This window comes from Pontibacter brevis, assembly GCF_054779655.1.
Genome location: NZ_BAAGXV010000088.1, coordinates 139182 through 165924, shown reverse-complemented (window position 1 = coordinate 165924; position 26743 = coordinate 139182). Strand labels below are relative to the sequence as shown.

Sequence of the window (26743 nt, the reverse complement as noted above, 5' to 3'; positions counted from 1 at the left end):
GAAGAACCTTGGTCAGACAGGAAAAGAAGGCTGATAATTACCTGGCATTCCTGCTGCTCGCGTGCATGAAGATAATGCTTAGGTATTTTTGAGATAGCTTCTAATGTTACTACCTATGGTGGAAATAATGGTGCTATTGATTTAACAGTTAGTGGGGGCACGGCACCTTATACTTACAGTTGGAGCAACGGCAGTGAAACAGAAGATGTGACTGGATTGGTAGCCGGATCTTATACGGTGGTTGTGACTGATGCAAATAATTGTACTGGTACTAGTACATTTACTATTACACAACCGGGGCCTCCAGTAGCCACAGGAGGCGTGCTGTGGGAGTACCTGATGAATGCTCCTTCTTCGGCTAATGTGCCTACCAATGGAGGAATGGTGCAGCCGTTCATTCCGACCGGCTCCCGCATACTTCCTTCCTTTGCCACACCGCGTAACTTCGGTCAGCAGTACTTCTCCCGCGCCAGGGGCTATGTGGTGGCTCCGGTGAGTGGCAACTATACCTTCATGCTGGCTGGCGACGACCACGCAGAGTTGTGGCTGAGCACTGACGAAATGCCTTCTAACAAGGCCATGATTGCCCATGTCTACAACCATACGCAGCAGTTCCAGTACGATAAGTACTCTTCCCAGACCTCTGCTCCGGTGTACCTGGAGGCCGGACAGCGCTACTACATCGAGGCGCTGCACAGGGAATACCGCGGCGTTGATCACCTGTCGGTGGGTTGGGTGATGCCAGACGGCACAATAGAGCAGGTGATTTTAGGACAGTACCTGAGGCCATATGTAGAAGATACGGACTCACTGGACGGCATGGTATCTGAATCTGGACTCGTTGCCAAGCCTCCTAAGGCTGAGAACCGAGTTGGAGAAGTAGACCCGCTGCTGGCATATCCGAACCCATTCCATGGCGAGCTGACAGTTGAGTTCTCGCTGGAGGAGGCCGAAGACAGGGTGATGGTGGAGGTCTTCACGCTGCATGGCAAGCTGCTGGAGACACTGCACGACGGCAAGGCGGAGGCAGGCGTGAGGTATGCCTACACCTTCAGCGGGGAGAGGCTTTCCACCGGCATCTACCTGTGCCGCATGACGTACCAGGGCAAGTCTGTGGTGAAGCGCATCGTGCTGGCCAGGTAAGCAGCTAAAAACAGGGGCAGGGTTGACTCCTGCCCCGAAGCACAGCAAGCCGCTCTGTCTGAGGATGGGGCGGCTTGTTGTGTTTATGTTATTAAAAAACTGGACGGCTGCTAAGGTTAAATGTATATACTTCGTGTTGGAATACACTTCCCTCTCCTGATACAATTTAAAACCGTTGCTGATTCTGATAATTAGTGTAAGTTATGAATAGGGTCACAGCTAGGGTAAGTGTGCTGTGTTTCAGGTAGTAAGGGTATGCAAAATTTTGCCTGGTTCTTTTGCTTTTTAAACTGGGCCCTTATGTCCGGGTCTTTAGAAGCTTTAAATTTTAACCTCCGGATTACTCTTCTTTACATTTCTTTTTATTCTGTTTGCTATTTAAATGATTATAATTGATAGAGCAGGGCAGTTGGAGTGAACCAATTGAATTTATAGAAGTATATAAATGTCAAATATAACTTTATGAATGCTGCTTTATACCTTTACGCCTCTATTCAGAGGCCTGCCTTATACCCCACCCTTATAAATGTCTTAAGTGCATCTGCGTGATGTTTTGCCTTCTGCTATACAACTGTATAACACGAAGTGATTTTTGTGATTTTTTAATTGTAGGGTTTACACTTTAGAGCATTTATATGATACAAATCGATTCTTCCTGAAGATCCGGCAGCAACAAATGATGTCACAAGACAAAACCTGAAGAGCTTCTTTATCTGGAAATTTTGGCGGGCTAACCTTGTTCTTTACTCCGGCTTCTGCAGCATGATGATTTAAGCTTTCTTCGTTGGTAGGTGCTTTGCAGCATAGCCAATGCCTAAACTATGTATAAACAACAGTAGTGATTTACATATCATAAATCTTAATTAATTTCTATGAAAAACATCTTACAATTTCTTGTTTTAATGTGTCTTGTACTGCTAACGTCAGGCGAGATAAGGGCGCAGGTCGTCACAGACCCCTCCCAATCAGATGCCACCTATGATCAGAGGAAGCGGGAAGCAATAAGGAGTAATAATGCTACAAGAAGTGCTCGTACAAGTGAACCTACACTCAGACAGGCTGCCTCTAGCGCTGCTCGAATTCTGGCAGAAGGTGATAACTGCTTTATACCAATAGATGAGAGTTATTCCGTAGTACCTCGGAATGATGATGGTTCTTATGGACCGATATCCCTTCCTTTTGAATATGACCTGTACGGTACTACCTATAACCAGGCATGGATCAATACTAATGGTAACTTAACTTTTACAGGGGACTTGCCAGAATACAACGCCAGTGGGTTTCCGTTCGACATTCCAATGGTTGCTCCCTTCTGGGCTGATATAGATACAAGACCCGCCGAGAGTGGCGCCATTCATTTTAAAGTTTCCCCTACCAGTCTCATTGTAACCTGGGACAATGTAGGCTACTATAACAGCAGAACAGATAAGAGGAACACCTTTCAGGTCATTATCACGAACGGGTTAGATCCTATCATAGGAGTTGGAAATAACACAGCTTTCTACTATCAAGACATGCAATGGACAACTGGATCAGCCTCAGGTGGAGTTGATGGTTTTGGAGGAGTGCCGGCTACAGCTGGTGTTAATAAAGGCAACACAGAAAACTTCATTCAGATAGGTAGATTCGGAATGAACAGCTCTGAGTACGATGGGCCGGGAGGCGAGACAGATGGGGTAAATTACCTGGACAACCAGTGCTTTAACTTTGTTGTTGGCGATGCTGTGAACTTACCTCCCAGTGTAAGTGGCATACCAGTTGGTAATACAGTTACATTAAATGTGGGTGAAGTAATAACACTGTCTCCGCAGTTCATTGGACCTGAAGTAGGGCAGTTTGTTACAACCGAAGTAAATACCAGGGGACTGTGCAATGTTGATCATACTGTAACGAATGGCGAAGTTTCCAGGGTTAACATGCAGATAACCGGAGCAGCATGTAACGTCGGAACGAACGTGATTACCCTGACAGCCACAGACAATGGAACACCTGCTCAGACAACGGTGATTAATCTGACAGTTATCGTAAACAAACTAGACCAGACAATTGCTTTTGATCCCATACCAGATAAAACACTTGAGGATGACCCATTCACTGTTAGTGCCACCGCCAGTTCGGGCTTGCCAGTCACATTTAGCATTCTATCAGGCCCGGCTACCATATCTGGAAATGTTGTCACGCTAACCGGTACTGGCGAGGTAGTAGTAAGAGCTTCTCAGTTGGGTGATGATACCTATAATGCAGCACCTCCTGTAGATCGTGCTTTCAATGTTTCCTCTACTGGATTAGAGAGCCAGACGATTACGTTTGCTGACATTCCGGACATGACTTTCGGGGAAGGTCCGGTAACGTTAAGCGCTACAGCTTCTTCCGGTCTTCCAGTTAGCTTCGAAGTAGTTTCAGGTCCTGCTACAGTGTCAGGCAACATTCTGACCATTACCGGAGCTGGCGATGTAACAGTCAGAGCAATGCAGGCCGGCAACGACACTTATTCGGCTGCCACTCCTGTTGCACAAACTTTTACTGTTGAAAAAGCTACGCAGACCATTACATTTGACCCTCTCCCTAACAGGGCAGTGGGCGACCCGCCGTTCATGCTGAACGCCACCGCCTCCTCTGGCCTGCCTGTTTCCTACGCTGTTGTTTCCGGCCCGGCCACCGTCAGCGGCAACATGGTTACCCTGACAGGCGCCGGCACCGTGGTGATACGGGCGACGCAGGGGGGGGGCGACAACTACAACCCGGCGGCCCCTGTCGAGCGAAGGTTCGAGGTGGTCGGCGATCCGGTGGCCACAGGCGGTATCCTGTGGGAGTACGTGATGAACCCACCGGCTGCGGTTGACCTGCCGTCAGGCGGGGAGGTAAGGCCGGAGTTGGACAACCCGACCGGCTCCCGCATCCTGACCTCCTTTGCCACGCCGCGCAACCACGGCAACAACTACGCGTCCCGCGCCAGGGGCTACGTAACTGCCCCCATAACCGGTGAGTACGTGTTCTACGTGGCCAGCGACGACCGTGCGGAGCTTTGGCTGAGCACAGATGAGGCACCGGAAAACAGGATGATGATTGCCTCGGTGATGAGCCACACCGACCAGTACCAGTACGACAAGTACCCTTCCCAGACCTCTGCCCCCATCATGTTGCAGGCGGGGCAGCGCTACTACATCGAGGCCCTGCACCGGGAGTACCGCGGCGTGGACCACCTGTCGGTGGGCTGGAGAATGCCGGACGGCACCATGGAGCAGGTTATCTCGGGCCACTACCTGAGCCCGTTCGTTCCGGAAGTGGTGGAGGGCATCGTGTGGGAGTACCTGATGGACCCGCCGGCATGGGGCGACCTGCCTTCAAACGGAGCCATGATACCGGAGTTCGTGCCGACCGGCTCCCGGCTCCTGACCTCGTTTGCCACACCGCGCAACGTGGGCAACCAGTACTTCTCCCGCGCCAGGGGCTACGTGGTGGCGCCGATGACAGGTGACTATGTGTTCTACCTGGCCGGTGACGACCGTGCGGAGCTGTGGCTGAGCACAGACAACTACCCTGCCAACAAGCGGATGATAGCGTCCGTGAACAGCCACACGGCGCAGTACCAGTACGACAAGTACCCCTCCCAGATGGCCCGGGTGAGGCTGCAGGCGGGGCAGCGCTACTACATCGAGGCGCTGCACAGGGAATACCGTGGGGTGGACCACCTGTCGGTGGGCTGGAGAATGCCGGACGGCACCATGGAGCAGACGATATCCGGCCAGTACCTGAGGCCGTATGTGCCTGAAGTGGTGGAGGGCATCGTGTGGGAGTACCTGATGAGTCCGCCGGCATGGGGCGACCTGCCTTCAGAGGGGGCCATGATACCGGAGTTCGTGCCGACCAGCTCCCGGCTCCTGACCTCGTTTGCCACACCGCGCAACGTGGGCAACCAGTACTTCTCCCGCGCCAGGGGCTACGTGGTGGCGCCGATGACAGGTGAGTATACCTTTATGCTGGCGGGCGATGACCGTGCGGAGCTGTGGCTGAGCACGGATGGGTCCCCTGCCAACAAGCGCATGATTGCCTCGGTGATGAGCCACACCGGCCAGTACCAGTACAACAGGTACCCTTCCCAGACGTCTGCCACTGTAACCCTGCAGGCAGGGCAGCGCTACTACATCGAGGCCCTGCACCGGGAGTACCGTGGGGTGGACCACCTGTCGGTGGGCTGGATGATGCCGGACGGCACCATGAAGCAGGCAATCTCCGGCCAGTACCTGAGGCCGTACGTGTCCGGCACACTGATGCTGGCCGGCCTGGTAACCGAGTCTGGTCTGGTAGGTAAAGGTGTTAAGTCTGGTGAAACTATCAGCGAAATGGCGAAGGACCCGCTGCTGGCGTACCCGAACCCGTTCCACGGGGAGCTGACAGTTGAGTTCTCGCTGGAGGAGGCCGAAGACAGGGTGATGGTGGAGGTCTTCACGCTGCATGGCAAGCTGCTGGAGACACTGCACGACGGAAAGGCGGAGGCAGGCGTGAGGTACGCCTACACCTTCAGTGGGGAGAGGCTTTCCACCGGCATCTACCTGTGCCGCATGACGTACCAGGGCAAGTCTGTGGTGAAGCGCATCGTGCTGGCCAAGTAAGCAGCTAAAAACTGGGGCAGGGTTGACTCCTGCCCCAAAGCACAGCAAGCCGCTCTGTCTGAGGATGGGGCGGCTTGTTGTGCTTTGGGGCTATTGATGTGCTTTCTGGTTGAGTTTATATCACTTTTTCTGAAGCTTCTTCCACAGTATGTTTTGCTTAAACTACCGTTGTAACTGTTCATCCAGCAGCTACACACCTGCCGCTTCATAGCTATTGTCTGTGCTCTCAGGACTAACAGACCCCACTCGGAGGAAGGGAGTAGATAAGTCTTATAGTAAACAAAAAGCAGAGACCCCTCATTGGACTAGCTATAACGAAAGATTTGAGCTAACGGCACAGCTCTGAGGGAGAAGGATGGTTTGCCGTGATACATAAAAAACGAAGGCAATATGGAGAGGCTTGGAGGGATAGGGTGTAAACCTATAGACGGGAAAAGCCTGTGCCAGGCGATACCTCATAAAAAAGCGCTTCTCCGGTCAACGGAGAAGCGCTTTTTTTATAAGATGCTATCGAAGTTAGTACCCGAAGCCGGTTCGGTTATAAGGGCCGAAGCTTGGATCGTAGAATGGGCTTCCAAACGGGGAACCGCCTTCTCTGTAGCGAAGGCCTCCTGATACGGAGAAGCTTTCTGTGATTTTATAAGTTGCCTGAAAGTCAGCGCCCATACGACCAGGGTTGTAGAAGCTATTGTTCAGATTCTGCGCCGGCAGGTTAGAGAAGTCTTTCCAGATATTGCCGCTCAGGATTAGCCTGTCACTGGCAAGGTAATCTACGCCCACACTGGCAATGTAATGGCTGCCGCCATTGTTGCGGTACATCACAGTGGTTCCCTCCGGCGTAAAAGCGGGTGTGTTGTAAGACGACACGTTCATGTACGTCATGCTGGCGTTCACCCGAAAGCGGTTGTTGAGATGGTAGCGCACAGAAGGCGTCACGAACTGGGCATTGCCAAAGCCGTTGCTAAAGCTGGCTCCTGTGGAGAGACTATAGCTTAACCTGGGACCTGTCCAGGATGGCTTCTCATCAGTGGTCGCCGCTGCCGCTGGAGCCGTTGACGCTTCTGTCAGCATTGGTTCTGCCGAAACAGCAGGTGCTGGTGCCGCGTCCAAACTCGGCTTTACATCCTGTGCTGCAGCCTGTCCGCTCCAAAGCAGGCCTGCTGCTACTATCGTTCTAAATATGTTTTTCACGTGAAATGGCTGTGGTGTATCCTTATATACTAAGTTACGCGGAAAGTAGTTCAAATCAAAACGTTCCGGCTCAAGCACACAACGTCTTTCACTTTAGTTTGTTGTAGCGCTGCCATTTACCTTAGAACCCAGCCAGGCTTGGCGGTACTGCTGCATTTCCGGCGTCAGCTTTTTGCCAATGCTTTCATAAGGCACCACTTCCAGCGTTGGCACTTCATCCAGCACCAGGGTCGTGTTGCGGGTTTGCCCCAGCCGGTTGAATGTGACCGGGATACTGTCGCCGGGCTTATGTTTGCTTAGTACCTTCTGTAGGTCTTTTTCAGTCCGGATTTTCTGGCCATCCAGCGTTCGGATCAAATCCGTACGATCCAAACCAGCTTTGTAGGCACCAGAATTCACAAAAGTGCCTGCCATCAGTTCTGCGCCTTCCTCCCCATGCTTTAAAGAAACCATGGCGATGGTTGCCTCACCGGGCCTGGCTTTGCGTAACTCGAGGCCTGCTTTAGCCAGAAGCGGTGCGTAGTCTGGCAGCTGGCTGCCGTTGATGCTGTTTCGGAAGAATTGGCCTGCCCATGCCTTATCACCCGATACTTCGGCCAGAGTCTCTTCCAGGTCGGCTAAAGTATATGGTTTCTCCGGCTGCCCGTATTTGCGCCAGAGCGCCTGCATGAAATCGTCTAGAGTTTTATTATACTTCTGGCGGAGCATCATGTCCAGTGCCAGCCCGGTCATGCTGCCGTAGGTGTAGTAGGAGATAAAGGTGTTGTGGCGGTTCACCGGGTCTACGGAGCGGGCGGCATCCACGAAGGGCGCCTGCATGCTCATCTCAACCAAACTGTGGTACTGGCGTCCCGGAGACAGCAGCACGTAGTTCAGGTCACCGGCTAAGTCAGATGCATATTTTTTAATGTCATAAATGCCGCTCCGAGCCATGATCAAGTCACCGTAATAGCTGGTGAAGCCTTCTGCCAACCAGAGCGACTCCGACATATTTGCCTCCTGGAAGTTAAACGGTTCCAGGCTTTTCGGGCGGATACGCTCCACATTCCAGGCGTGGAATTTCTCATGCGACACCGTGTTCAACAGCCCGTCCATGGCAGCAGCCAGCGGGCGGGAGCTGGTGAGGATGGTGGAGTTGCGGTGCTCCATACCATCGCCAACCGCCTGTGGCATATAGCAGCCAATAAAGGTATAGCGGTCAAAGTCATAATCCGGCAGCTGGCCGAATACGGCACGCTGCTCTGCCACTATCTTCTTCGTTTTAGCCACATACTCCTGGAACTGCGCCGGGGTGCCCTGGTGGTGCAGCGCCACCTGTATGGTTTTGGTCTTGCCGTTCTCCTGTACCGTCCACTCTGCCAGATTAAAATTGCTAAGCTCGGTTGGGCTGTCCATTAGGTACTGGAAGTCAGGTGCGAAATAGGTGTTTCCCTGCTGTTGTTTTAGTTGTGTGGCTACTTTCCAGTTCTTCCCTTGCGGTATGTTGAAAGTAACGTAGGCAGGTGCCTTCTCGAAGGTTTCGGCGTACATCAGCGTGGCGGGCATGTTCAGGTGCGCGTGTGTTTCATCCACACCGGCGTAGGTGCCATCCGGGTGATCGGCAAACAAGGTGTAGCTCATTGTTACCGTACCTTTGTGGTTCAAAACGTTCCATTCATTCGTGCTCGGGCGGAAAATCTGCAGGGGCTTGCCCTGCGCATCTGTTGCACGCACATTGTACACGTTCTTGGCAAACTCATGAATGGCATAACGGCCCGGCGAAGTGCGCGGCATCAGCACTTTCAGTGTGTCTGCTTTTACATCGGAGAAGGTGACCTGTATCTCAGCCTCGTGGTGTATCGCGTTGGGGAAAGAAAGGGTGTAGTCCACCTTTTGCTGTGCCAGCACTGGCTGTGCCATCAGTCCGAAAGCCAGACCCAGCAAGGAGTATAGTTTATTTTTCATTTATCCTGTTTCTCCATGTATTCTTTAGGGTATAAAGATAAGGGTTGTGTAGCTGAGGAGCAATTCTGCCAAAGTCTCATCTTAACTACCTAAACTTTCTCAATCCTCACAAACACCTTCGCCTGCACCATTCCGCTATAAAAGCTGCGGCTGTGCGTTTCCTGAAAGCCTAAGCTCCTGAAATGAGCGGCATAGTCCGGAAGCTGCTTTGCTTTTACGCCACTGACTAACCCGAAGAACCTGTACATGCCCCAAATAAAGAGCTGTTGCCGGAAAGGAGGAGGCTGCTGCACAGGCCAGAAATCGGCGAGGAGCCACCAACTGCTGGGTGTAAGCGCAGCTGCCAGCGTGTGCATGAGCTGCTGCAGGCGGGGAGGAGGGAAGAGGTCGAGCAGGAAAGGCGTAATAACCGCCTCAAATTGCTCATGGGGCAGCAACGCCTTTTCGGTGCCAAGCCTAAAGGAAACCGAACAGGAATGTGGTAGCCGAAAGCGTTCGTGCCTTTGCCGGGCCCGCTGCAGCATGGCAGGGGCAGCGTCCAGGTACAGAATGTCCAGTCGCTTTCCTGTTAGCAGAAGCTGCTCTAATATCCAGCCGCTGCCACCACCAATTACCAGCACACGCCCCTCTTGCGGCAGCTGCGGAAGCAGGCTTAGCTGCGCCTGTTCCAGGGCGTCGCCGTAAACAAGGCGTGCCAGGCGATCATAGAAGGAGGCTACACGGTGAAAGCCGCTGTCGGGGAGGTTAGGCAATGCTGCAAGCAGAAAGTTTGGCTGCCAAGATACGCATTAGCGGTTATAGTGCCCGTCCACTACACCCCGCAGTTTATCGAAAATATAATCCACGAGCTGTTTCCGGATGCTCTCGGTGTCTCCTTCGAACACCTCACGAAACTCCTCAGCCTTGCCGTCATACAGGAAGGAAACGAACATGGTGCCTACGGGCTTCTCGGCTGTCTCGGAGCCGCCTTCACCTGCCAGGCCAGTGGTGGCAATGCTGATGTCGGCGTCCAGGTGCTTTTTTAAACCCATCACCATTTCGTTTGTAACCTGCTGCGATTCGGCGGTGTACAGTTTCAGCGTGCTCTTGCTTACGCCCAGCAGCTTCTGCTTCACCTTTGGGTGATACACCACCAGGCTCCCGAGTAATACATCACTACTGCCTATGGCTTTCACAAATTCAGAGGCAAGCAGGCCTGCCGTACAACTTTCTGCAAAGGCCACCGTCAGGCCCCTGTCCTTTAAATCCAGCACCAACTGCGTCAGGTCTTCTTGCTTCATAGGTTTGATATCATTTTTGGCACAGGCTTATCATACTGTAGAAAGCAGCAGCAGGTTTTACCCCAGCGGGTAAGCCTCCAGCACAGAATAGACCGGGTGCGGGGATGCCAACTCCGATTGCCACAGGGCTATGTCTGAGACGTGCAGCTGCAGAGGTTCCTTTGCGGTAACGGTGAAAAGGTTAGTAGGCACAGGCTTGTCTTTGCGGAAGCGGGCCACTGTAACATGCGGAATGGATTTTTGCTTTTTGGGTGGCTCATCTGCCAGGGCCTCTGTCAGGTCGTGGCTCAGTGCTTCGAAAACTGGGTGTGGTGCAAAACGTGCCCAAATCAGGCGGGGTTGCTTTGGTTTGGGGCCGGCCTCTGTGCGCTCGAACTCAAGTACGAAAGGCTGGTGCCGCTGTGCTACTTCCCGAATGTTTTGTTGAATGGCAGCGAGCTGCTGTACCGGCACGTTGCCAATAAAGAAGAGGGTGAGGTGCAGGTTTTGCTGTGGCACAGGCCTGATGGCCGGGTGCTCGTAAACCTGCACCTGTTCCTGCAGTTCCTGCTTCAGTGTTTCGGGTAAAGTAGCTGCTACAAACAACCTGATGCTGTCTTTCATAGTTTTAGGATGTATGGAATGAGCACGTCTTAACTACCTGTAGTACGTACGAAGGGAGGTGCCCTGGTAAAAACGCGTGCATAATTGTAAATGAATTGCGAATAACATGATCCAACGTATTTTTAAAAGGATGGTGGCTGGTGCAGCCTTGTTTACAGTCGAGTTAGTGCTTATATGGCTGCTGTTTCTGGCTTGCATTGTCTGCTTTCTGTACATTGGGGCCGAAATACTGCAGGGAGATACCCTCGGAGTGGATGAGGCCGCTTTTAATTTTGCCGGAGACATTGCCAGTCCTGCTTTAGACCGTTTTATAAAGTTCATTACCTTTTTTGCATCCAGGCAGTTCCTGACTCCTGCGGCCTTGCTCCTGGTTGCTTATTTCCTGTTTATACGCAGGCACCGGTGGTACTCGCTGAAGGTGCCGGTAGTGGCGCTGGGTAGTATTACCCTGAACCTGGTGCTCAAGTTTTTCTTCGACCGGGAAAGGCCTGTTATGCCACTGGTAGAGGCATCGGGGCTAAGTTTCCCGAGCGGACACTCCATGGTAGCGGCTTCCTTCTATGGGCTGATCATTTACCTTGTCTGGAAGCACGTACAGCCTGTGCTTTGGCGCAATGTGCTGGTGGTCCTGCTGGTTATTTTTGTGCTACTGATTGGGTTTAGCCGTGTCTATCTGCGGGTGCATTATGCTACCGATGTGCTGGCTGGTTTCTCTGCCGGCTTTATATGGGTGGTCATCGGGCTTTGGGTATTGCGCCGCCTAGAACGCCTGTCTAAGAAAGAACTGAATCCTGTAGTGGAGGAAGAAACTTCGGTCTGAATAATTTTTTTTCGGGGGAGTATTGCAAATTAAAATCTACCTGCTACCTTTGCAATCCCAATCATTAAGGGTTAAGGGTTTTGGGACGTTAAATTTTTAGTGAGTTTCGCGCACGTGGCGAAACTGGTAGACGTGCAGGTCTCAGAAGCCTGTGCCTTCGGGTGTGGGAGTTCGAATCTCCCCGTGCGCACATTAAGTTTAAAAAGCCAGTCTTCGGACTGGCTTTTTTGTTTTGTATCCCTTCCTGCTACCTGCAGGCTTACCGTCTCTTTGCGGCAATGTGCGCCTGCCGGGTTCAACTCTCTTCATCCTGCTTTCAGATGATTCAGCAAAGTTTTTCTTAGCCACATTACAGACTAACAAGCGAAACAGCACCGCGTATAGCTGTTCAGACTATGAAGCGCCTGACACAAAAAGTATTGAGCCTGTTAGCCCTGCTGTCGGTGGAGGTGGTGGTGCTGTGGGCAGCGTTTTTCGCATGCCTGCTACTCTTTCTTTTTATGGCGAATGAGGTCTTCGTGCAGCGCGACACTGCCCTGGATGAAGCCATGTTCCGCTTCGCCGACCGCCATACCTCGCTCCGGAACACGCAGATTATGATTGCCATCTCTTTCTTTGCCTCTGCCGAATACCTGATGGTGGTGCCGCCGCTTGTGGTGCTGGTATTTTCTTTTTTCAAAGGCATGCGCTGGTTTGCGCTTAAAGTGCTGCTCATTGCTATGTCCAGCAGCATTCTGAACCAGGTCATGAAGCGCCTGTTTGAGCGCCCGCGTCCGGAAGTTGCCCTGTTGGAGCAGTCGGGCCTCAGTTTCCCAAGCGGACACGCCATGATTGGCGGCGCTTTTTACGGGGTGCTGATATACGTTGTCTGGCGGACAGTGCACCATAGGTTCTGGCGCTGGCTGCTGACATTGTTCCTTACACTGTTGATACTCCTGATTGGCTATAGCCGCATTTACCTGAAAGTGCATTATGCTACTGATGTGCTGGCGGGTTACGCCATGGGCATCCTGTGGCTCCTCCTGTCTATATACTTTATGCGCAGGCTGGAGAAAGTATATGTGAAGAAGGTGGAGCAGGAGCAGGTATAAATGTCGTGGCTTACCTAGAGAACAATTTTGCATGAAACAAGAAGCAGGTACAGACAAATCTGCTGTATATTAATCCGGCATTCGTATAAATTTGCTGCTGTCGTGTGGCACTACCGTTGCTTGTAGGCTACTGGTCTGGCGCTGTGCAGCATGAATGAGTTTCTTTTACGTGTTGCTATGATGCTGCGCCACCATAGCATTATGTCCTCATACTTATCTAAAACTAACTTTTACAGCTTATGAAGTTGATTTCCCTTATGAAGTTATGGCTGGTGCTTCTCGCTTTCAGTATGGTCGCCTGCCGTAGCAATTCATCCACTACTGAGGCAACTGCGGGGGCGCCAACTGTGGTGTACCTGGTGCGCCATGCAGAGAAAGACACCACCGACCCGGCTAACGAAGACCCCGACTTAACACCAGCCGGTGTGGCGCGGGCAGAGGCCCTGCGTACGCTGCTGGAGGGGCAAGAGGTGGATGCACTGTATGCCACCAAGTACCTCCGGACCATTAATACTCTGAAGCCATTGGCTGATACCCGACAGCTGGAAGTACGGCAGTACGAAGCGCATGATTTCGATAACCTGAAACAGCAGCTCCTGCAAAACCATAGAGGAGAGACGGTTGTGGTAGCGGGACATTCGAATACTGTTTTGCCTATCATGGAGGCCCTGGGAGTGCAGCGGCCAGTGACTGAGATAGCAGACAGTGACTATGATTATATTTTCAAAGTGACCCTAGCCTCCGACGGTACCGCTACCGTGGCAACAGACCATTTCGGGAGCGCCAGCCGCTAAAGCAAAAGCCGCTGCAAAAGTTGCTGCAGCGGCTTTTGAATAGATATGGAATTACTTTGAAGCTAAAGAATCAACCATGTCACTCCCTCGGGTTCTCCAGGCCCGGCTGCTGCCAGGTACTTTCTCCTTTTTTGTCTGATCTTTTGATGACAGACAAGCTGCCACTAGTTTCCAGAATAATGGCCTCTACCTGGCCCAGGTTCTCCAGCTTCTGTGCTCTTGCCGCTGAGAGCATCTCCGCTTTTCGTACCCGCTGTTTCTTCATTTCCCGCTCCAGAAAACGGCCCTGGTAGTACAGGAGGGTCGGGGTACCTGTCACAAAACTGGCAAACTTCTCTGACCTGGTCTCTAGCCAGGTCATGATAAACTGCAGGATTACGAGCAGTGCAAATGTAACAAGGCCCTCTGCCAGCGACACCTGCTTTGCGGTAAGAAGGCGGCCAAAGGCAGAGCCCATGGCGATGGTGATGATGAAGTCGAAGGCATTCATACTCATCAGCGTCCGCTTGCCTGATACCCGCAGCAACAGAACAATTCCAATATAGGTCAGGGTACCCACCACCACTACACGCAGCAGGGGCTCATACCCGTTCCAGAAAAAGACTACTTTATCCATACTAATTTTCTTTGATAGGAGGCCACTTCCAGGCACTGCTCTGCACGTACCCGTAAAGCCGCTTTCTCCTTTGTTTCAACTCCCCGAGCTTTTTTTTAAATTCCTCATCCGCTACGGTGGGTACTCCTTTCTCTTTCAGCTTTGACAGGTCTGGCAGTGGAGGCGCATCGTCTGATGGGCTGATATAGGCGCCATGCAGTGAATCCAGGAAAGTCTCTGTTGAGCTGCGTGCGGATTTTAATATTGTTCCCGATGGATGGTGTTTCTCCGGAATACCGTATTTGATAATCATGAGTGCTTCATCTAAAATAGCCAGGGCCAGAGCATTTGCCTTTTCAGGGTTGGCTGCGTGGTAGTAGTGCAGGATGGGATATGCCATGTGCTGCTCTGATAATGTGGCAAGCGTAGTGGAGAGAGAAGACAGCTGTAGCTCTATAGCACCAAAATCATCTCCCGTCCACTGCGAAACCACAAAGTCCTCTGCTCCTTTTCCAATACTGGTTACCTGGCTCGCAAAGGAACGTTTAACCACCACTGCCGAAATAACCTGCAGGATATACGTCACCCCCAGTGTTACCATGGCCATCCCTCCAAAGGCTACCATGGCGCTCAATAGTTGCCAGGTGTCAGACTGCGGCGTAAAATCACCGTTTCCTACCGAAAACATGACATAGGTAATGTACCAGATATGGCCGTAGAAGTTTGGGTAGGTTTTAGAGGTGGGGTTCTGTATAGAGACAGGGTCTGCATAGAAGATAAGCGACCAGCCCAGGATAATCATCATAATCCATAGAGAAACAGTTGTGACCAGTATAACCGGCCCGGAGAGGCTCAACAGCCGGTGCTTCTTATCAGGAATAATGCCTCGCATCAGCTTCCAGATAAGCGTCGTGATGCGGCCTGTTAATGGGGCAGAGGTTCCGTCTACCCAGATGGTGGTCCATAAAACTTCCAGGAAACCCCAGATTGTGATGATAATACCGCTGATTAAGTATAGGTAGTTCATAGGTTGTGTTCGGGTTGTGCAAAGGCACCGGCGAAGCAAGGCGATTGGCCTCGGGCTTTCCCGTGTATGTACCATTTCTTATACCTGAAGGTTACCCGCCCTGCATGGGAAGAGGCTGCTGCTGCGCCTTGAAACCACTTTAAATCAAGAAGCGCTTTTGCTTTTACAACACTTAGGTGCAGCAGCCCCGTAATAGGGTTAAACAACATAACTATGCGTCAGTTAACAGTAAAGGTTTCAAGAGGAAGAGGTGAGGAGGTATGGAGAAAGGCGAAGGAGCATAACGGGAGGAACCTGAGTGTGCAGGAGGTAGATTCCGGAGACCTTGTAACGATATATTTAAACAACAGCGCGGTAAGCAAATTTATCGAGAGCATTCACCACCTGGAGGATGCGGAAATCAGCCTTATCCCGCGTGGCGTCATCACGCTTTACCCTCCCCAGGGCGAGGCACCTGACCAGGTGGCTGATGTGTCGTTTCGCAGCCCAATAGAGATTTTCCTGGGAGGTGTGCAGAGTGTCGGCTCCAAGAAAGGGCTTCTGATATATTCTATAGCCGGGGCAATTCTGGTATGGATTGGCCTGTACACCGGCAGCACTTTCCTGCTGGTGGCGGCCATGCTGGTGGCTCCTTTCGCAGGTCCGGCCATGAACTCGGCCCTTGCCGCTGCCGCCGGTAAAATGGAACTGCTGAAGCAAAGTCTCCTGCGCTATCTGCTGGCTATCAGCACAGGTGTTGGAGTCACCTTCCTGCTTTCCCTCTTTGTGGACCAGCAGCACGCCACACCGATGATGGTGTCTGTAAGCCAGATTTCACAGGTGGCGATTCTGCTGCCCATTGTAGCCGGCATAGCGGGTGGTTTAAACATTATCTCGTCGGAGCGCGACAGCCTGGTGCCCGGTGCTGCTGTGGGTATACTGGTGGCCGCCTCGCTGGCTCCCCCTACAGGCCTGATAGGGATGGCGCTGAACTTCGGGAACTGGCAGTTGATACGGAGCGGTATTTTTCTGCTCGTCATTCAGCTGGCTGTAATACAGATGTCGGCTGCCATCATCTTCCGGTTCCTGGGGAAGGTAACTATTACAGGAGTGCGTTTTGCAGGTGGGCAGGAGTATGTGTTTAAGCTCTCGATGGCAGTGTCGGGGCTGATAGTCGCCGGGCTGCTGTACTGGCAGTTCTCCAGCCAGCCGGGGTTGCAGAAGGCCAGCCTGAACACGCAGATTACGGAGACAATGCAGACAGCGCTTGAAGAACTGGAGGATATAGAGACCATTGAAGTGAACGCCCGCTTTACGCGTGGCACACTGGAGGACCTGAACCCCGTGATATGCGAGCTCTACCTCTACAACCGCAGTGATTCCCTTAGCGACGAACAGGTGAAGGAGAAGGTGGGCAGCATGCTTTACCGGCGCATTAAAGCCCAGAACTGGAACGCTGACCCCATGTTCGACATCACGGTACTGGATTATCGGGGCAATCCATCCACTCTACCGTAACACTACCTGCGTATGCGCCAGCCTGTCGTGAAAAGTGCTGCGGATAGAAGAGGGAGATGAGCCTATAAACTGCTTTAGCAGCACAAAGAGTGTCAGGGGCTTGGCAAAATAACGGATGCTGGCGGCTTTAAAGCTAATGCGCTCATTTGTCTGAGTAGTTACCCGCAGGTGCAGGAGGTATTTGCCCAGGGTAGCCTGCGAGGAGCAGGTTTCAGTACCGGCAAAATAAAGCCAGCCCAACAAAAGGTGCAACAGGCGTTCCGGTTTAAACAAAAGCGCGGTGTCGTCGCTGCTAAACGTCAGGAAATCAGCAACACCTATTAAAGTTAATATAAGCAGCACGTCAAGCGAAAAGGCGGCTAACCTTGTGCCAAGGCTTGCAAGCTCCGCTTTTCTATCTTGTTGTGTATAAGAAAACTGCATACATCTAACTCCGGATGAATTTTATCTGACCGACTTTATACGTAGCAGAGTAGATGTAGTTGTAATTAACTGTTTTATTTTTAAATTATTTCATGTTAAAAGCTGTTTGTGCTGCGTTAAAACACCGTTCTTTTTGTTTACCTTATAGGGTGCCTGAGCACGAGGGTTTTAGCTAACAAGTCGTGCAGCGCCTGTCGTCGTTCTGTGAAAGCGGCCATAATGTACCCTATTAGCAAAACAAGCCCGGACAGCAGCCTGCCAAAGAAGCGGCCAGTGGCACGGGAAAAGGAGATAGCGAACCCTTCTGTATCCGTCACAAAGATACCCATCGCCTGTTTTCCTGGCGTGGCTTGGTAAGCGGAACTCTCAAAGCCGGCATAATACAACCAGCCTGCTACAATGGTGATAAAATTCATCTTTAAGCGGGCTTCATAATCGTGGATCTCTGGCACGAGTGGTAGCCCTAAAGCAAGAAGAACAAGTGCTGAAACAACTGACAGCAGAAGCCAGTCAATAAGGAAAGCCACAAAGCGCACCCCAAACTTCGCATAGCTTAGTTGTACAGGGTTTCTGTCTTCTTCCTGTGTGTAAAATTCCATTTGTTATACATTAGCTTTATAAGCCATAATACAACATCCGGGGCATTTGTACAAGAAAAAAGCTACCTGGCTTCTGCCAGATAGCTTCTTATATAAAAGACTTTCTCAAACCAGCCTGTACTGTAACTTATAGTTTTTAGCTATTGCTGAGAAAACACAACTGCGTTTGGTTTATTTTAATGAGCGTTGGTTGTCTGAGGAATGCGCAAGTTCTGAAGCCTCCGTTACTTATGATTTAGTTGGGGGAGTAAAGCGTTCCATCTTGTTATTGATGGGTTCTACAGTCATCAGGTACTTGTATATCGCGCGCAGGTCTTCTTCTTTCATGCCTGCATACATGCTCCAGGGCATGATAGTGTTTGGCCCACCAGGAGCTACCGTAGCAGGGTTTTCATGCATTTTAAAGCGCTGCACAAAGGCTTCCTCTGTCCAGTTGCCAATACCGGTTTCTTTGTCCGGGGTAATGTTGGCAGAACGTAGTTTCCCGCCATCCGGAGTCGGGAACTCCATACCGCCAGCTAGTCGCATCCCCTCCTTATCCTGTGGTGTGTGGCAGTCGTTGCAGGCGGCAATGGTGAGCAGGTATTCTCCTTTTGAAACTTCATCGTTTAGCGCTGTTTTCTCCAGGAGGGAAGGAGTGTCGTTGGAAGGCATGGTACGCATGATCAGGTTTACAGGGAAGTCAGGGTCCGACGCCTGTACTTTGTGCTTGATAGGCGCCAAAGTGCGGATATAGGCCACCACAGCGTAGGCATCCTCTGTTGTCATCTGGCTGTAGGACTTGTAAGGCATTACCGGGAATAGAGGACTGCCGTCTTTGCTCACTCCTCTTGTAATGGCACGATACACCTCCCCGTCTGTCCAGGTGCCTATACCTGTTTCTTTGTCAGAGGTGATGTTGCGGGCGTAGAATGTACCCGGAAAGCCGAGGGAGTGGTCGAACTTATCGCCTCCTTTACCTTTTGTGTTTGGATCGGGAGGCCCCGAGAAGCGGGAAAAGTCACGGGTGGAGTGGCAGTCAATACAAACTGCCACGTGGTTGGCTATGTACTCCCCTCGTTCTATCAGGGCGGGTGTTTTTTCAATGGTAATGACAGGAGCAGCATCCACGTTCGGGAAGGCGTACTGTAAATAAATAATGCCGGCAACTGCCACTGCCACCAAAGCAGCCATTACGTAACCGGCTATTCTTAATGCCTTTTTCATAGAGTGTTTAAATAAAGTTAAATGCTGTTGGAGGGAATTTTACTTAAGAAGTTTATTGGTAAATATCAATAATAAATATAATTATATCAAAGATATCGAGCTTCGCTAGTGTTTAATTTTAGCAGGAATATCGCCTGAATTGGTAGACAGCATGAAAAATGCCGCCGACAGTTAAGGTTATTTAGTTTGAGTAGTTTAACACCTGTTAGTGAGATGTTTACAAGTGGAAAGGTAGGCTGGTTTTTGCCTCTGTTCCCTCTGTTTATAGCTGGCGAGCTCATTACCCTCTGCTAATACTTCTTGGGGCAGTAGGTCTTTTCGCCTGGGGTTAAAGTAGCCCATCGGGGATAGCATGTTGTTGAGCAGGGCGGGCTGTTATTCAACTGCTCCTCGAAAACAAAATAGGGCAGGTTTTCTCTTTCGGGCTTAAGGCTCTGGCTATTGAGGTGTGGCAGTCACAAGCGGTGGTATACAGGCAGCAGCAGGCCTAAGGGGAGAGTTATTAACCTCTAAAATAAGAAAACCCGCTGCCTTGGAAGGCAACGGGTTTTCTTATAAATAGGGTGATGTTGGCGCCGGATGTTCAGTAAAATAAACGACGACCTTAAAATTCAGATGCGGGCCTTTAAAACTACACCAGCTCCGGTGTTCTATCCTCTTCCGGCTGATCCTGTACAAGTTCTGGTATCGTTGTTTCTATCAGTCCTGTTTCCGGTTGAAGATCAAACTCGCCTTCCCAACGCGCTACTACGGCCGTAGCAAGGCAGTTTCCTGTTACGTTGATAGAGGTGCGGGCCATGTCCATCAGTTCGTCGATGCCCAGGATGGCAAACACCGGCCACACCGGCAGGTTGAAGGAAGCAACAGTGCCCAGCAATATTACCAGCGAAGCACGTGGCACGCCTGCCACACCTTTACTTGTCAGCATCAGCGTAAACACCATTACCAACTGCTGCTCCCAGCTCAGCGGTACGCCGGCGGCCTGTGCCACGAATACCGACGCCAGGGCTAAATATAAAGTAGTGCCGTCGAGGTTGAAGCTGTAGCCGGTTGGCATCACAAAAGCCACAGTCTTGCGAGGTACGCCCAGTTTCTCCATCTCTTCCATGGCACGTGGCAGGGCAGCTTCCGAACTGGTGGTGGCAAAGGCAATGGATACAGGGCCGGACACTGCTTTCAGGAAGCGCCTGATCGGGATACGGGCAATCAGCGCCACCGGCAACAGTACCAGCAGCACAAAAGCAAGCAGGGCTACATACAAAGTAGCCAGCAACTGGAACAGGTTCAGAAGAATGCCAAAACCCATATGGCCGACTGTGTAGGCAATGGCCGCACCCACGCCAACAGGGGCAAAGTACATGATAATGTTCGTGAACTTAAACATGGTTTCGGAGAGGCTTTCGCAGAAATCCAGCATGGGTTTGCGCTTTTTCTCGGTTACCATGGCCAGGCCGATGGCAAAGAGCACACTGAACACCACAATCTGCAGTACCTGCCCCTCTACAATGGATTTGGCAATGTTTTCCGGGAACACGTGCAGGATGATATCAGCGGCAGACTGCTTGGCCGGGGCCGCAATCTCTTCCTGGCCCTGTGCAATAACGCTGGAGTCGATGCCCTCGCCGGCTTTACTGATGTTGATCGCTGCCAGGCCAATGAAAAGGGCCAGTGTGGTGACGATTTCAAAGTAGACAATGGCTTTCCAGCCCATGCTGCCCACCTGCTTCAGGTTAGAGTGGCCGGCAATGCCAACCACCAGTGTGGCAAAAATAAGCGGGGCGATGATGGTTTTGATGAGCTTGAGGAATACTTTGCTCAGCACATTCAGGTTTGTGGCGAAGTGCGGAAAGTCATAACCAATCTCGGCGCCCACTACCATACTGATGAGAATCCAGGTGGTGAGGGAACGCTTTTGCAGGCCATACAGCAGGAGTACCCCGATGCCTGCCCAGCGAACTGCCATCAGGGCCTCAACCGGCAAAGAAATAAAGCTGTACTGTTGCAGCACAGTAAGTACGGCCGCTATGGTAATGCACAACAGCGTGGCCAACGGTAAAAAAGACTTTTTCATAAAGAAATTAAAGTAAAAAACGGCCTGCCAGGCATGGCAGCCGCCGGAAAAAGCCTTTGTAAGAAATGCGTCTGTAAAGCCTTTATTTAAAGCAATTGCCGACAGGGCACACCTACATTAGCTTAGCAAATATAGGGGCAAAAAGCACATCGGCAAACAGGGAGGATACGATTTCAAAATTATTTAAAAGCTATAAGTTCCTGAGCGGGCAAACCTTATGCTTCTGTCGGAGTTGAAGGAGGTAAGTATAGCTTTTTAAGCTAAAAAGATGCAATTTATGCTTTCCAAACCAATCTAACTTCCCCCCTTATGCTGACATGGCGCATAGAGGCCTTGCACCTCAAACTGAAATACACCTGGAAGATTGCCCGGAATGCCAGCGATGAGAAACTGAATTTTCTGGTGCAGGTAACCGACGGCACCTTCAGTGGCTTTGGTGAGGCGGCGCCCAACATTCGGTATGGTGAAACTCCGGAGTTGCTGCTGCAGCAATACCAGGTACTGCTGATGGCAGGTCTCGCGAACATCACCAGTATGGAGGCCCTCATACAGTTGCTGCAGGAGCACCCGCCGGTTAATTCTCTGCGCTTTGCCATTGAATCTGCTTATCTTCATTACTTTTGCCAGCACAAAAGTATTGCGGTGCACCATATGCTGGGGCAGAAGGTGCCTGGCCAGCAGGCCACCTGTTACTCGTTGCCTATCATGGAGCCCGGGCTGGTGCAGGAGTTTATCCAGGCCAACAACCTGAACCGCTTCAGAAGCCTGAAGGTAAAGGTAAATCATGATCAGGGGCTTGAGATGGTGCAGGAGGTGCTGAAGGCAACGCCCCGAAAGGTGGTGATAGACGGGAACGAAAGCTGGCAGGACCCGGACGAGCTGATGAATTTTCTGCATGCGTTGGATACGGGCCAGGTGCTGTTTGTGGAGCAGCCGATGCCCGCTTCACACGCCGCTGCCTACGCCCATATAAAAGAAGCCAGCCCTGTTCCGCTGGTGGCAGATGAATCCGTTACCGATACCGCTGATTTCCAGCTGCTGCGCACGCAGTTCCATGGCATTAATATCAAGCTCATGAAAGCCGGCGGTTACCTGAATGCAGTCCGGCTTTTGCTGGAGACCCGCAAGCACGGCATGATGGCCATGCTGGGCTGTATGGTGGAAACGTCTTTAGGGATCTGGTCGGCTATGCAGCTGAGCAGTGCCTTCGACTTTGTGGACCTCGACGGCTTTTTAATTATGGAAGAAGACCCTTTTAAGCTGGTGCGGGAGCAGGAAGGCATCTTGTACCTGAAATAGGGAACTTTTTTACTCATTTTGGCCTATTGTTTGTTTGAACAATGATTCTTAACTTTTTGTGGATTTTCCTGTTTATCAGGAAAGTCAGGAAATAAATCTATAAAATAACAGAGTGTAGTGTTTGTACATTAAATGTATGTACATATATTTGTGGCGCTAATCAGGAGTTAGTCTTAGAATGAAGATAGAAGAAGAAATAAAGCAGAGTTCTTTCAAAAGTGAGCATCAGAAAGCCCATATCAACCTGATTTACACTTCAGGTTGGGTGCAGCAGGCACAGGCTAGCCTGTTTAAGCCTTTCGGAGTAACATTGCCTCAGTACAATGTCCTGCGCATTCTGCGTGGGCAGCACCCGAAGCCTGCTACTATCAGCCTGCTGATTGAGCGCATGCTGGATAAAACATCCAACGCGTCACGCATTGTGGACAAACTGGAAGCAAAGGAGCTCGTGACACGGAAGCAGTGTCCTGCTGACCGCCGTACCGTAGATGTGTTGATAACAGAGAAAGGCCTTGCCCTGCTTAAGGAGATGGATGGCCTTGAAAGCGGACAAGCAACCGGTATTCCTAACCTTACAGAAGAGGAGGCAAAGCAGCTGAATGAGTTACTCGATAAAATCAGAAATTAAGCATCACCATCACCAACTATAGCTTATATCATTGCCTGAAAAAATGAAAAAATTTACAATCCTTGCCTCACTAGTTGGCGCTATGATGTTTACGGCCTATGCTGGCAACACGAACAACGGCATCAACACCAATACCCTTACTGCCGAGGTGGCCGCACCTGCTAAAGCGCGTGCTTACAAAGTAGATGTAGCGAAAAGCGATATAAAATGGCACGCCAAAAAAGTAACCGGCGAGCACAAAGGAAGCATTAGCCTGAGCAGCGGACAGCTGAATGTGCAGGGCAATAAGGTGGTGGGCGGTACCTTCGCCTTCGACATGAATTCCATTACCTGCGCTGATATCAAAGATGCTGAGTACAACCAGAAGCTGGTAGGCCACCTGAAGTCAGACGATTTCTTCGGTGTAGAGAAAAACCCAACGGCTACTTTTAAAATTACCGGAGTAAAAGCTATTGCTGGTGCAGCTGCCGGTAAGCCTAATACAACTGTAACCGGCGATTTAACCATCAAAGGCATCACGAAGTCTGTGAGCTTCCCAGCTACCGTAGCTGTTAAAGACGGTGTGGCTCACGCGAAAGCCGACGTAACAGTAGACCGTTCTAAATTTGATATCCGTTACGGTTCTAAAAGCTTCTTCGACAATTTAGGCGATAAAGCCATCTATGACGATTTCGTGGTGTCCCTGGACCTGACTGCACACCAATCTACCGTAACAGCGAAAAAGTAATCCTATAGTATCCCTGATAAGCCGCTCCACGCCCCGTAGCTGTGAAGCGGCTTATTTTTAATGTGGTGAGCCCCGAACTGAAAAATTTCAGGAGACTGAACTAAATTTCTTTTAAAGTGTTTGTACATTAAATGTATATACATAAATTACATCGCATTCAGTAGCAGGTGCTCTGAATCCCAAAACAGAAAAACTTAAACAAACCATACCCATGAAAAAAACAGCTATTTATGCTTCATTTGCAGCAGCACTTTTATTTACAGCCTGCAGCAGCGAGAGTTCAAATGAAACTGTTGAAAACACGACAGCAGTAACTACGGAAGCAACTACTGCTGCTGAAGGAGAAACTTATAATGTTGTAACTGAAAACAGCGAGGTAAACTGGAACGGTAAAAAAGTAGGTGGTGAGCACTCTGGCAGCATCGAGCTACAGAATGGTGAGTTAGTAGTAGCCAACGACCAGGTAGTGGGAGGCACACTCGTAATCGATATGAACACGATTACAAACTCTGACATCCCAGCTGAAGAAGACAAGCAGAAGCTTGTTGGTCACCTGAAGTCTGACGACTTCTTTGGTGTAGAGAAGTACCCAACAGCCAAGTTTGAAATAACAAACGTTACCCCAGCTGAGAATGCCGCTGCTGGTGAGGCAACACACAACGTAACTGGTAACCTGACAATCAAAGACAAGACAGAGCAGGTTAGCTTCCCGGCTGTTATCAATGTAAACAACGGTACTGCTACAGCGAAGGCTGATGTAACTGTAGACCGCTCTAAGTTCGACGTGCGTTACGGTTCTAACAGCTTCTTCGATAACCTCGGCGACAAAGCTATCGAAGATAATTTCACCATCACGTTTGATGTAACTGCACAAAAAGCTTCTGGTGCTACTGCACAGAACTAATTAGACCTGTTTTTCATTTCGATTTCCGCTCCACTCTTTCCGAAGAGTCGGAGCGGTTTTCGTTTTAGACCATGCGGTTCTATTGCACGGCTATGCCTATCTTTGGCAGCGCGATAAAACTTTTTTGATGATGAACCTCTTACGACCTACTGCTATTGTGTTGCTGCTACTGGCCTTGTTTTCTGTGGGCTGTACAAAAAATGATACCTCTGAGGCCCAAACCATTGTGGATAGAGCTATTGCCGCACATGGCGGTCAGCATTTAGATCAGGGGGTAGTATCCTTTACACTGCGCGACAGGCAGTACCGCGCCCTCCGCGACAACGGTGCCTACGTCTACAGCCGCACGTTTACGGAAGACTCCACAGGGCAGCGCATACACGATGTGCTCAGCAACAGTGGTTTTAAACGAACGACAGATGGCCAAGAGGTGGACCTGCCACAGGAGCGCAAGGAGGCATACAGCGCTTCTGTTAATTCTGTTATCTACTTTGCCTTACTGCCTTACTTTTTAAATGATCCTGCTGTGCAGAAACAATACATAGGCGAGACCACGGTAAAAGGAGAGCCTTACCATGAAGTGCAGGTAACGTTTGCTGCAGAGGGTGGGGGAGAAGACCATGAAGATGTGTATGTGTACTGGATTCACCAGGAGCGCAACACCATGGACTACCTCGCTTACAATTTTAAGGAAGAGGATGGTAGTATTGGTACCCGTTTCAGAGAGGCCACCAATCCGCGTGAAGTAGGCGGTGTTCGTTTTCAGGATTACATCAACTATACCTCTAAAGAAGATTTCCCGCTCCAAAACTACGAAAGAGCTTTTGAAGCAGGCAAGCTTGAGAAGGTGTCAGAAATCAACCTGGAGGATGTGCAGGTAAGGGGACTTTGATTCAGTCATTCAGAATTATAACCTACTCCACCTCAAACTCCTGTGGCAGTGCAACAGGTAGTGGCTTGCTGCGGCCGTGCATTTGCTGCAGATAGCTGTCTAGCTCTGCTTTATACTCCAGGTGGTAGTCCTCGTGCAGGTTTTTGCGGATGAGTTGTATTGTCCGGAGCAGCAGCCGGGCAGTGGCTGTGTAAAACCCTTTGTAGTAACTGTCGAACTGGCCGGTGAAATTGTCGAACAGGAGGCGCAGTGTGTACAGGTGCAAATCTACTTCGGCCTTTGGGTTTTTAGTGATGCGCTTGAGGCGGGCTATTTCTTTTACTGCTTTGCGCAAAGCCTTGGTCAGCGCCTTGGCCAGGCTTCGGCCACTGGCATTGAGCAGCAGCTCATGAATCTTGTCGGCACTTACCTCATATACCTCCTCCAAGGTTACCTCTTCTATCAGCTCGTACGAGAGCAGGTCGTACAGTTCAGCATCACGGCGGGCAGCTTTTAGTATGATGGCTTCTTTTTCTTTTTCGCTCAGTTGTTTAACTGCCTGGCGAAAGACCGGAGAAATGGTGGGCATAGGGGCAAAGTTAAGTTTTTTTGCGGGAGCGTGTCCCTGCTAAAGATAGCATGAATTCTTACTATGCGCTACTCCGGAAGGTTTTGCAGGTCCAGCAGGTCCTGCTGGCGGGCAGTGGCTTTCTTGTTTTTCCTCAGGTCGTTTAAGCTGATGAAGTTCGCCATGGTATCGCCAAAGGGCATGACTACCCTGTTTTCCCAGCAAGACGCAAAATCGACACCAGCCATTCCGGTGGTCAGGTCGATGCGGTTTGGTGGGTAACCTAGTTGCACAATGATATCAGAAGTGGTCAGGTCTTCCAGGTTCACCTCTTTGTCTGAGTATCCGAGGGCGTAAAGTACCTTCAGCGCTTTCGAGGCATTCTCCTCCGCGGTGTCAATCCAGATGTCAATGTCTCCGGTATAGCGGGGGTAACCGTAAAGGGCCACGGCAAATCCGCCTGCCACCATATACACCACACCACTGGCATTGAACGCTTTTACAAAATCATGAAAATTGTGTGTCGGCTCCATTTGTACTTGTACTACTAAGCTATACTGTTCCCGCAGGTGCTCCAGTGCTGCAATGCGCGCAACCGGAGGCCTTGAAAGCCAGTATGATAAATCATTGTTGCTGTCCGACAATCTTTTTTTGCTAACCGCTCTGTTTGCCGGTTGGGGCAGAGGGGCGCTTGCTTTAGTATTCAAAATAGAAGTCTGTTTCAAATGGCTGCTACAAAGCCTACGGAAAAAGCAGCGTTCATGTATATGGCTGCTGCAATGCCAGCATCCATATACAAAAGTATAAACTTTATCTGTTTAGGTCAAAATATGGTAGAGCTTTGCGCAG

General features: G+C 50.7%; 24 protein-coding genes, 1 tRNA gene and 1 pseudogene. 13 read left to right on the top strand and 13 right to left on the bottom strand.

What is annotated here, in order from left to right; all coding sequences use genetic code 11:
- Window positions 1-84: 84 nt before the first annotated feature.
- The 3 genes and pseudogenes from ACYVB1_RS20005 to ACYVB1_RS19995 all read left to right on the top strand — a co-directional run.
- Window positions 85-183: pseudogene (locus tag ACYVB1_RS20005) on the top strand (SprB repeat-containing protein); the annotation flags it as partial.
- Window positions 184-207: 24 nt separating this feature from the next.
- Window positions 208-1143 (top strand): PA14 domain-containing protein, encoded by a 936-nt coding sequence (locus ACYVB1_RS20000; RefSeq protein WP_460925587.1) that lies wholly within the window; start codon window positions 208-210, stop codon window positions 1141-1143.
- A gap of 872 nt (window positions 1144-2015) precedes the next feature.
- On the top strand, window positions 2016-5756 hold the full coding sequence (locus ACYVB1_RS19995; RefSeq protein WP_460925586.1) for a PA14 domain-containing protein: 3741 nt from the start codon (window positions 2016-2018) through the stop codon (window positions 5754-5756).
- Window positions 5757-6272: 516 nt separating this feature from the next.
- Here ACYVB1_RS19995 and ACYVB1_RS19990 read toward each other — a convergent pair.
- The 5 genes from ACYVB1_RS19990 to thpR all read right to left on the bottom strand — a co-directional run bounded on the left by ACYVB1_RS19990 (window position 6273) and on the right by thpR (window position 10774).
- Window positions 6273-6947: a hypothetical protein gene (locus tag ACYVB1_RS19990; protein ID WP_460925585.1), complete on the bottom strand. Its 675-nt coding sequence runs from the start codon at window positions 6945-6947 to the stop codon at window positions 6273-6275.
- Between the two features lie 93 nt (window positions 6948-7040).
- Window positions 7041-8891, bottom strand: coding sequence for a M61 family metallopeptidase (locus tag ACYVB1_RS19985; RefSeq protein WP_460925583.1), 1851 nt, complete (start codon window positions 8889-8891; stop codon window positions 7041-7043).
- 89 nt (window positions 8892-8980) lie between these two features.
- Window positions 8981-9643 (bottom strand): class I SAM-dependent methyltransferase, encoded by a 663-nt coding sequence (locus ACYVB1_RS19980; protein ID WP_460925582.1) that lies wholly within the window; start codon window positions 9641-9643, stop codon window positions 8981-8983.
- Window positions 9644-9679: 36 nt separating this feature from the next.
- Window positions 9680-10171, bottom strand: coding sequence for a CinA family protein (locus ACYVB1_RS19975; RefSeq protein WP_460925581.1), 492 nt, complete (start codon window positions 10169-10171; stop codon window positions 9680-9682).
- 57 nt (window positions 10172-10228) lie between these two features.
- Window positions 10229-10774, bottom strand: a complete 546-nt coding sequence (gene thpR / locus ACYVB1_RS19970) for an RNA 2',3'-cyclic phosphodiesterase (protein WP_460925580.1) — start codon at window positions 10772-10774, stop codon at window positions 10229-10231.
- Between the two features lie 106 nt (window positions 10775-10880).
- Between thpR and ACYVB1_RS19965 the strand changes: the two genes are divergently transcribed.
- The 4 genes from ACYVB1_RS19965 (at window position 10881) to ACYVB1_RS19950 (ending at window position 13479) form a co-directional block, all read left to right on the top strand.
- Window positions 10881-11594, top strand: a complete 714-nt coding sequence (locus tag ACYVB1_RS19965) for a phosphatase PAP2 family protein (RefSeq protein WP_460925579.1) — start codon at window positions 10881-10883, stop codon at window positions 11592-11594.
- A gap of 108 nt (window positions 11595-11702) precedes the next feature.
- Window positions 11703-11784: transfer RNA gene (locus ACYVB1_RS19960), tRNA-Leu, on the top strand.
- Window positions 11785-11989: 205 nt separating this feature from the next.
- Window positions 11990-12685, top strand: coding sequence for a phosphatase PAP2 family protein (locus ACYVB1_RS19955; protein ID WP_460925578.1), 696 nt, complete (start codon window positions 11990-11992; stop codon window positions 12683-12685).
- 239 nt (window positions 12686-12924) lie between these two features.
- On the top strand, window positions 12925-13479 hold the full coding sequence (locus ACYVB1_RS19950; RefSeq protein WP_460925577.1) for a histidine phosphatase family protein: 555 nt from the start codon (window positions 12925-12927) through the stop codon (window positions 13477-13479).
- 79 nt (window positions 13480-13558) lie between these two features.
- Here the strand turns inward: ACYVB1_RS19950 and ACYVB1_RS19945 are convergent, their stop codons facing one another.
- Both ACYVB1_RS19945 and ACYVB1_RS19940 read right to left on the bottom strand, forming a co-directional pair.
- Window positions 13559-14095 (bottom strand): DUF421 domain-containing protein, encoded by a 537-nt coding sequence (locus ACYVB1_RS19945; protein WP_460925576.1) that lies wholly within the window; start codon window positions 14093-14095, stop codon window positions 13559-13561.
- 1 nt (window position 14096) lies between these two features.
- Window positions 14097-15101, bottom strand: a complete 1005-nt coding sequence (locus ACYVB1_RS19940) for an ion channel (protein WP_460925575.1) — start codon at window positions 15099-15101, stop codon at window positions 14097-14099.
- A 213-nt stretch (window positions 15102-15314) separates the two neighbouring features.
- Here ACYVB1_RS19940 and ACYVB1_RS19935 point away from each other — a divergent pair, with 213 nt between their 5' ends.
- Window positions 15315-16598: a DUF389 domain-containing protein gene (locus tag ACYVB1_RS19935; RefSeq protein WP_460925574.1), complete on the top strand. Its 1284-nt coding sequence runs from the start codon at window positions 15315-15317 to the stop codon at window positions 16596-16598.
- Here ACYVB1_RS19935 and ACYVB1_RS19930 read toward each other — a convergent pair.
- The 4 genes from ACYVB1_RS19930 to ACYVB1_RS19915 form a co-directional block, all read right to left on the bottom strand.
- Window positions 16590-17021 (bottom strand): RDD family protein, encoded by a 432-nt coding sequence (locus ACYVB1_RS19930; RefSeq protein WP_460925573.1) that lies wholly within the window; start codon window positions 17019-17021, stop codon window positions 16590-16592. The two genes, ACYVB1_RS19935 and ACYVB1_RS19930, sit on opposite strands and share 9 nt — an antisense overlap.
- Window positions 17022-17158: 137 nt before the next feature.
- Window positions 17159-17620, bottom strand: a complete 462-nt coding sequence (locus ACYVB1_RS19925; RefSeq protein ID WP_460925572.1) for an RDD family protein — start codon at window positions 17618-17620, stop codon at window positions 17159-17161.
- 228 nt (window positions 17621-17848) lie between these two features.
- Window positions 17849-18826, bottom strand: a complete 978-nt coding sequence (locus tag ACYVB1_RS19920) for a c-type cytochrome (protein ID WP_460925571.1) — start codon at window positions 18824-18826, stop codon at window positions 17849-17851.
- Between the two features lie 631 nt (window positions 18827-19457).
- On the bottom strand, window positions 19458-20897 hold the full coding sequence (locus ACYVB1_RS19915; RefSeq protein ID WP_460925570.1) for a dicarboxylate/amino acid:cation symporter: 1440 nt from the start codon (window positions 20895-20897) through the stop codon (window positions 19458-19460).
- A gap of 309 nt (window positions 20898-21206) precedes the next feature.
- Here ACYVB1_RS19915 and ACYVB1_RS19910 point away from each other — a divergent pair, with 309 nt between their 5' ends.
- The 5 genes from ACYVB1_RS19910 (at window position 21207) to ACYVB1_RS19890 (ending at window position 25347) form a co-directional block, all read left to right on the top strand.
- On the top strand, window positions 21207-22196 hold the full coding sequence (locus ACYVB1_RS19910; RefSeq protein WP_460925569.1) for a dipeptide epimerase: 990 nt from the start codon (window positions 21207-21209) through the stop codon (window positions 22194-22196).
- A gap of 178 nt (window positions 22197-22374) precedes the next feature.
- On the top strand, window positions 22375-22824 hold the full coding sequence (locus ACYVB1_RS19905) for a MarR family winged helix-turn-helix transcriptional regulator (RefSeq protein WP_460925568.1): 450 nt from the start codon (window positions 22375-22377) through the stop codon (window positions 22822-22824).
- Window positions 22825-22867: 43 nt separating this feature from the next.
- Window positions 22868-23551 carry a YceI family protein gene (locus ACYVB1_RS19900; protein ID WP_460925567.1) on the top strand — a complete coding sequence of 228 codons (684 nt, stop codon included), beginning with the start codon at window positions 22868-22870 and terminating at the stop codon, window positions 23549-23551.
- Between the two features lie 211 nt (window positions 23552-23762).
- The gene (locus tag ACYVB1_RS19895; RefSeq protein ID WP_460925566.1) at window positions 23763-24455 is read left to right on the top strand and encodes a YceI family protein; all 693 of its coding nucleotides are present in this window, start codon (window positions 23763-23765) and stop codon (window positions 24453-24455) included.
- Between the two features lie 127 nt (window positions 24456-24582).
- Window positions 24583-25347, top strand: coding sequence for a DUF6503 family protein (locus tag ACYVB1_RS19890; RefSeq protein WP_460925565.1), 765 nt, complete (start codon window positions 24583-24585; stop codon window positions 25345-25347).
- Between the two features lie 22 nt (window positions 25348-25369).
- On the opposite strand, the gene ACYVB1_RS19885 is transcribed toward ACYVB1_RS19890, so the two are convergent.
- Window positions 25370-25915 carry a hypothetical protein gene (locus tag ACYVB1_RS19885; RefSeq protein WP_460925564.1) on the bottom strand — a complete coding sequence of 182 codons (546 nt, stop codon included), beginning with the start codon at window positions 25913-25915 and terminating at the stop codon, window positions 25370-25372.
- Window positions 25916-25983: 68 nt separating this feature from the next.
- Window positions 25984-26538 carry a hypothetical protein gene (locus tag ACYVB1_RS19880; protein WP_460925563.1) on the bottom strand — a complete coding sequence of 185 codons (555 nt, stop codon included), beginning with the start codon at window positions 26536-26538 and terminating at the stop codon, window positions 25984-25986.
- Between the last annotated feature and the right edge of the window lie 205 nt (window positions 26539-26743).

Bases quoted from the DNA above. Each gene is read 5' to 3' on its own strand.
- ACYVB1_RS19930 (WP_460925573.1), bottom strand. From the start codon at position 17,021: ATGCAGTTTTCTTATACACAACAAGATAGAAAAGCGGAGCTTGCAAGC.
- ACYVB1_RS19900 (WP_460925567.1), top strand. From the start codon at position 22,868: ATGAAAAAATTTACAATCCTTGCCTCACTAGTTGGCGCTATGATGTTT.
- ACYVB1_RS19895 (WP_460925566.1), top strand. From the start codon at position 23,763: ATGAAAAAAACAGCTATTTATGCTTCATTTGCAGCAGCACTTTTATTT.
- ACYVB1_RS19910 (WP_460925569.1), top strand. From the start codon at position 21,207: ATGCTGACATGGCGCATAGAGGCCTTGCACCTCAAACTGAAATACACC.
- ACYVB1_RS19920 (WP_460925571.1), bottom strand. From the start codon at position 18,826: ATGAAAAAGGCATTAAGAATAGCCGGTTACGTAATGGCTGCTTTGGTG.
- ACYVB1_RS19965 (WP_460925579.1), top strand. From the start codon at position 10,881: ATGATCCAACGTATTTTTAAAAGGATGGTGGCTGGTGCAGCCTTGTTT.
- ACYVB1_RS19985 (WP_460925583.1), bottom strand. From the start codon at position 8,891: ATGAAAAATAAACTATACTCCTTGCTGGGTCTGGCTTTCGGACTGATG.
- ACYVB1_RS19935 (WP_460925574.1), top strand. From the start codon at position 15,315: ATGCGTCAGTTAACAGTAAAGGTTTCAAGAGGAAGAGGTGAGGAGGTA.
- ACYVB1_RS19890 (WP_460925565.1), top strand. From the start codon at position 24,583: ATGATGAACCTCTTACGACCTACTGCTATTGTGTTGCTGCTACTGGCC.
- ACYVB1_RS19885 (WP_460925564.1), bottom strand. From the start codon at position 25,915: ATGCCCACCATTTCTCCGGTCTTTCGCCAGGCAGTTAAACAACTGAGC.
- ACYVB1_RS19950 (WP_460925577.1), top strand. From the start codon at position 12,925: ATGAAGTTGATTTCCCTTATGAAGTTATGGCTGGTGCTTCTCGCTTTC.
- ACYVB1_RS19995 (WP_460925586.1), top strand. From the start codon at position 2,016: ATGAAAAACATCTTACAATTTCTTGTTTTAATGTGTCTTGTACTGCTA.
- ACYVB1_RS19925 (WP_460925572.1), bottom strand. From the start codon at position 17,620: ATGGAATTTTACACACAGGAAGAAGACAGAAACCCTGTACAACTAAGC.
- ACYVB1_RS19975 (WP_460925581.1), bottom strand. From the start codon at position 10,171: ATGAAGCAAGAAGACCTGACGCAGTTGGTGCTGGATTTAAAGGACAGG.
- thpR (WP_460925580.1), bottom strand. From the start codon at position 10,774: ATGAAAGACAGCATCAGGTTGTTTGTAGCAGCTACTTTACCCGAAACA.
- ACYVB1_RS19955 (WP_460925578.1), top strand. From the start codon at position 11,990: ATGAAGCGCCTGACACAAAAAGTATTGAGCCTGTTAGCCCTGCTGTCG.
- ACYVB1_RS19915 (WP_460925570.1), bottom strand. From the start codon at position 20,897: ATGAAAAAGTCTTTTTTACCGTTGGCCACGCTGTTGTGCATTACCATA.
- ACYVB1_RS19905 (WP_460925568.1), top strand. From the start codon at position 22,375: ATGAAGATAGAAGAAGAAATAAAGCAGAGTTCTTTCAAAAGTGAGCAT.
- ACYVB1_RS19940 (WP_460925575.1), bottom strand. From the start codon at position 15,101: ATGAACTACCTATACTTAATCAGCGGTATTATCATCACAATCTGGGGT.
- ACYVB1_RS19945 (WP_460925576.1), bottom strand. From the start codon at position 14,095: ATGGATAAAGTAGTCTTTTTCTGGAACGGGTATGAGCCCCTGCTGCGT.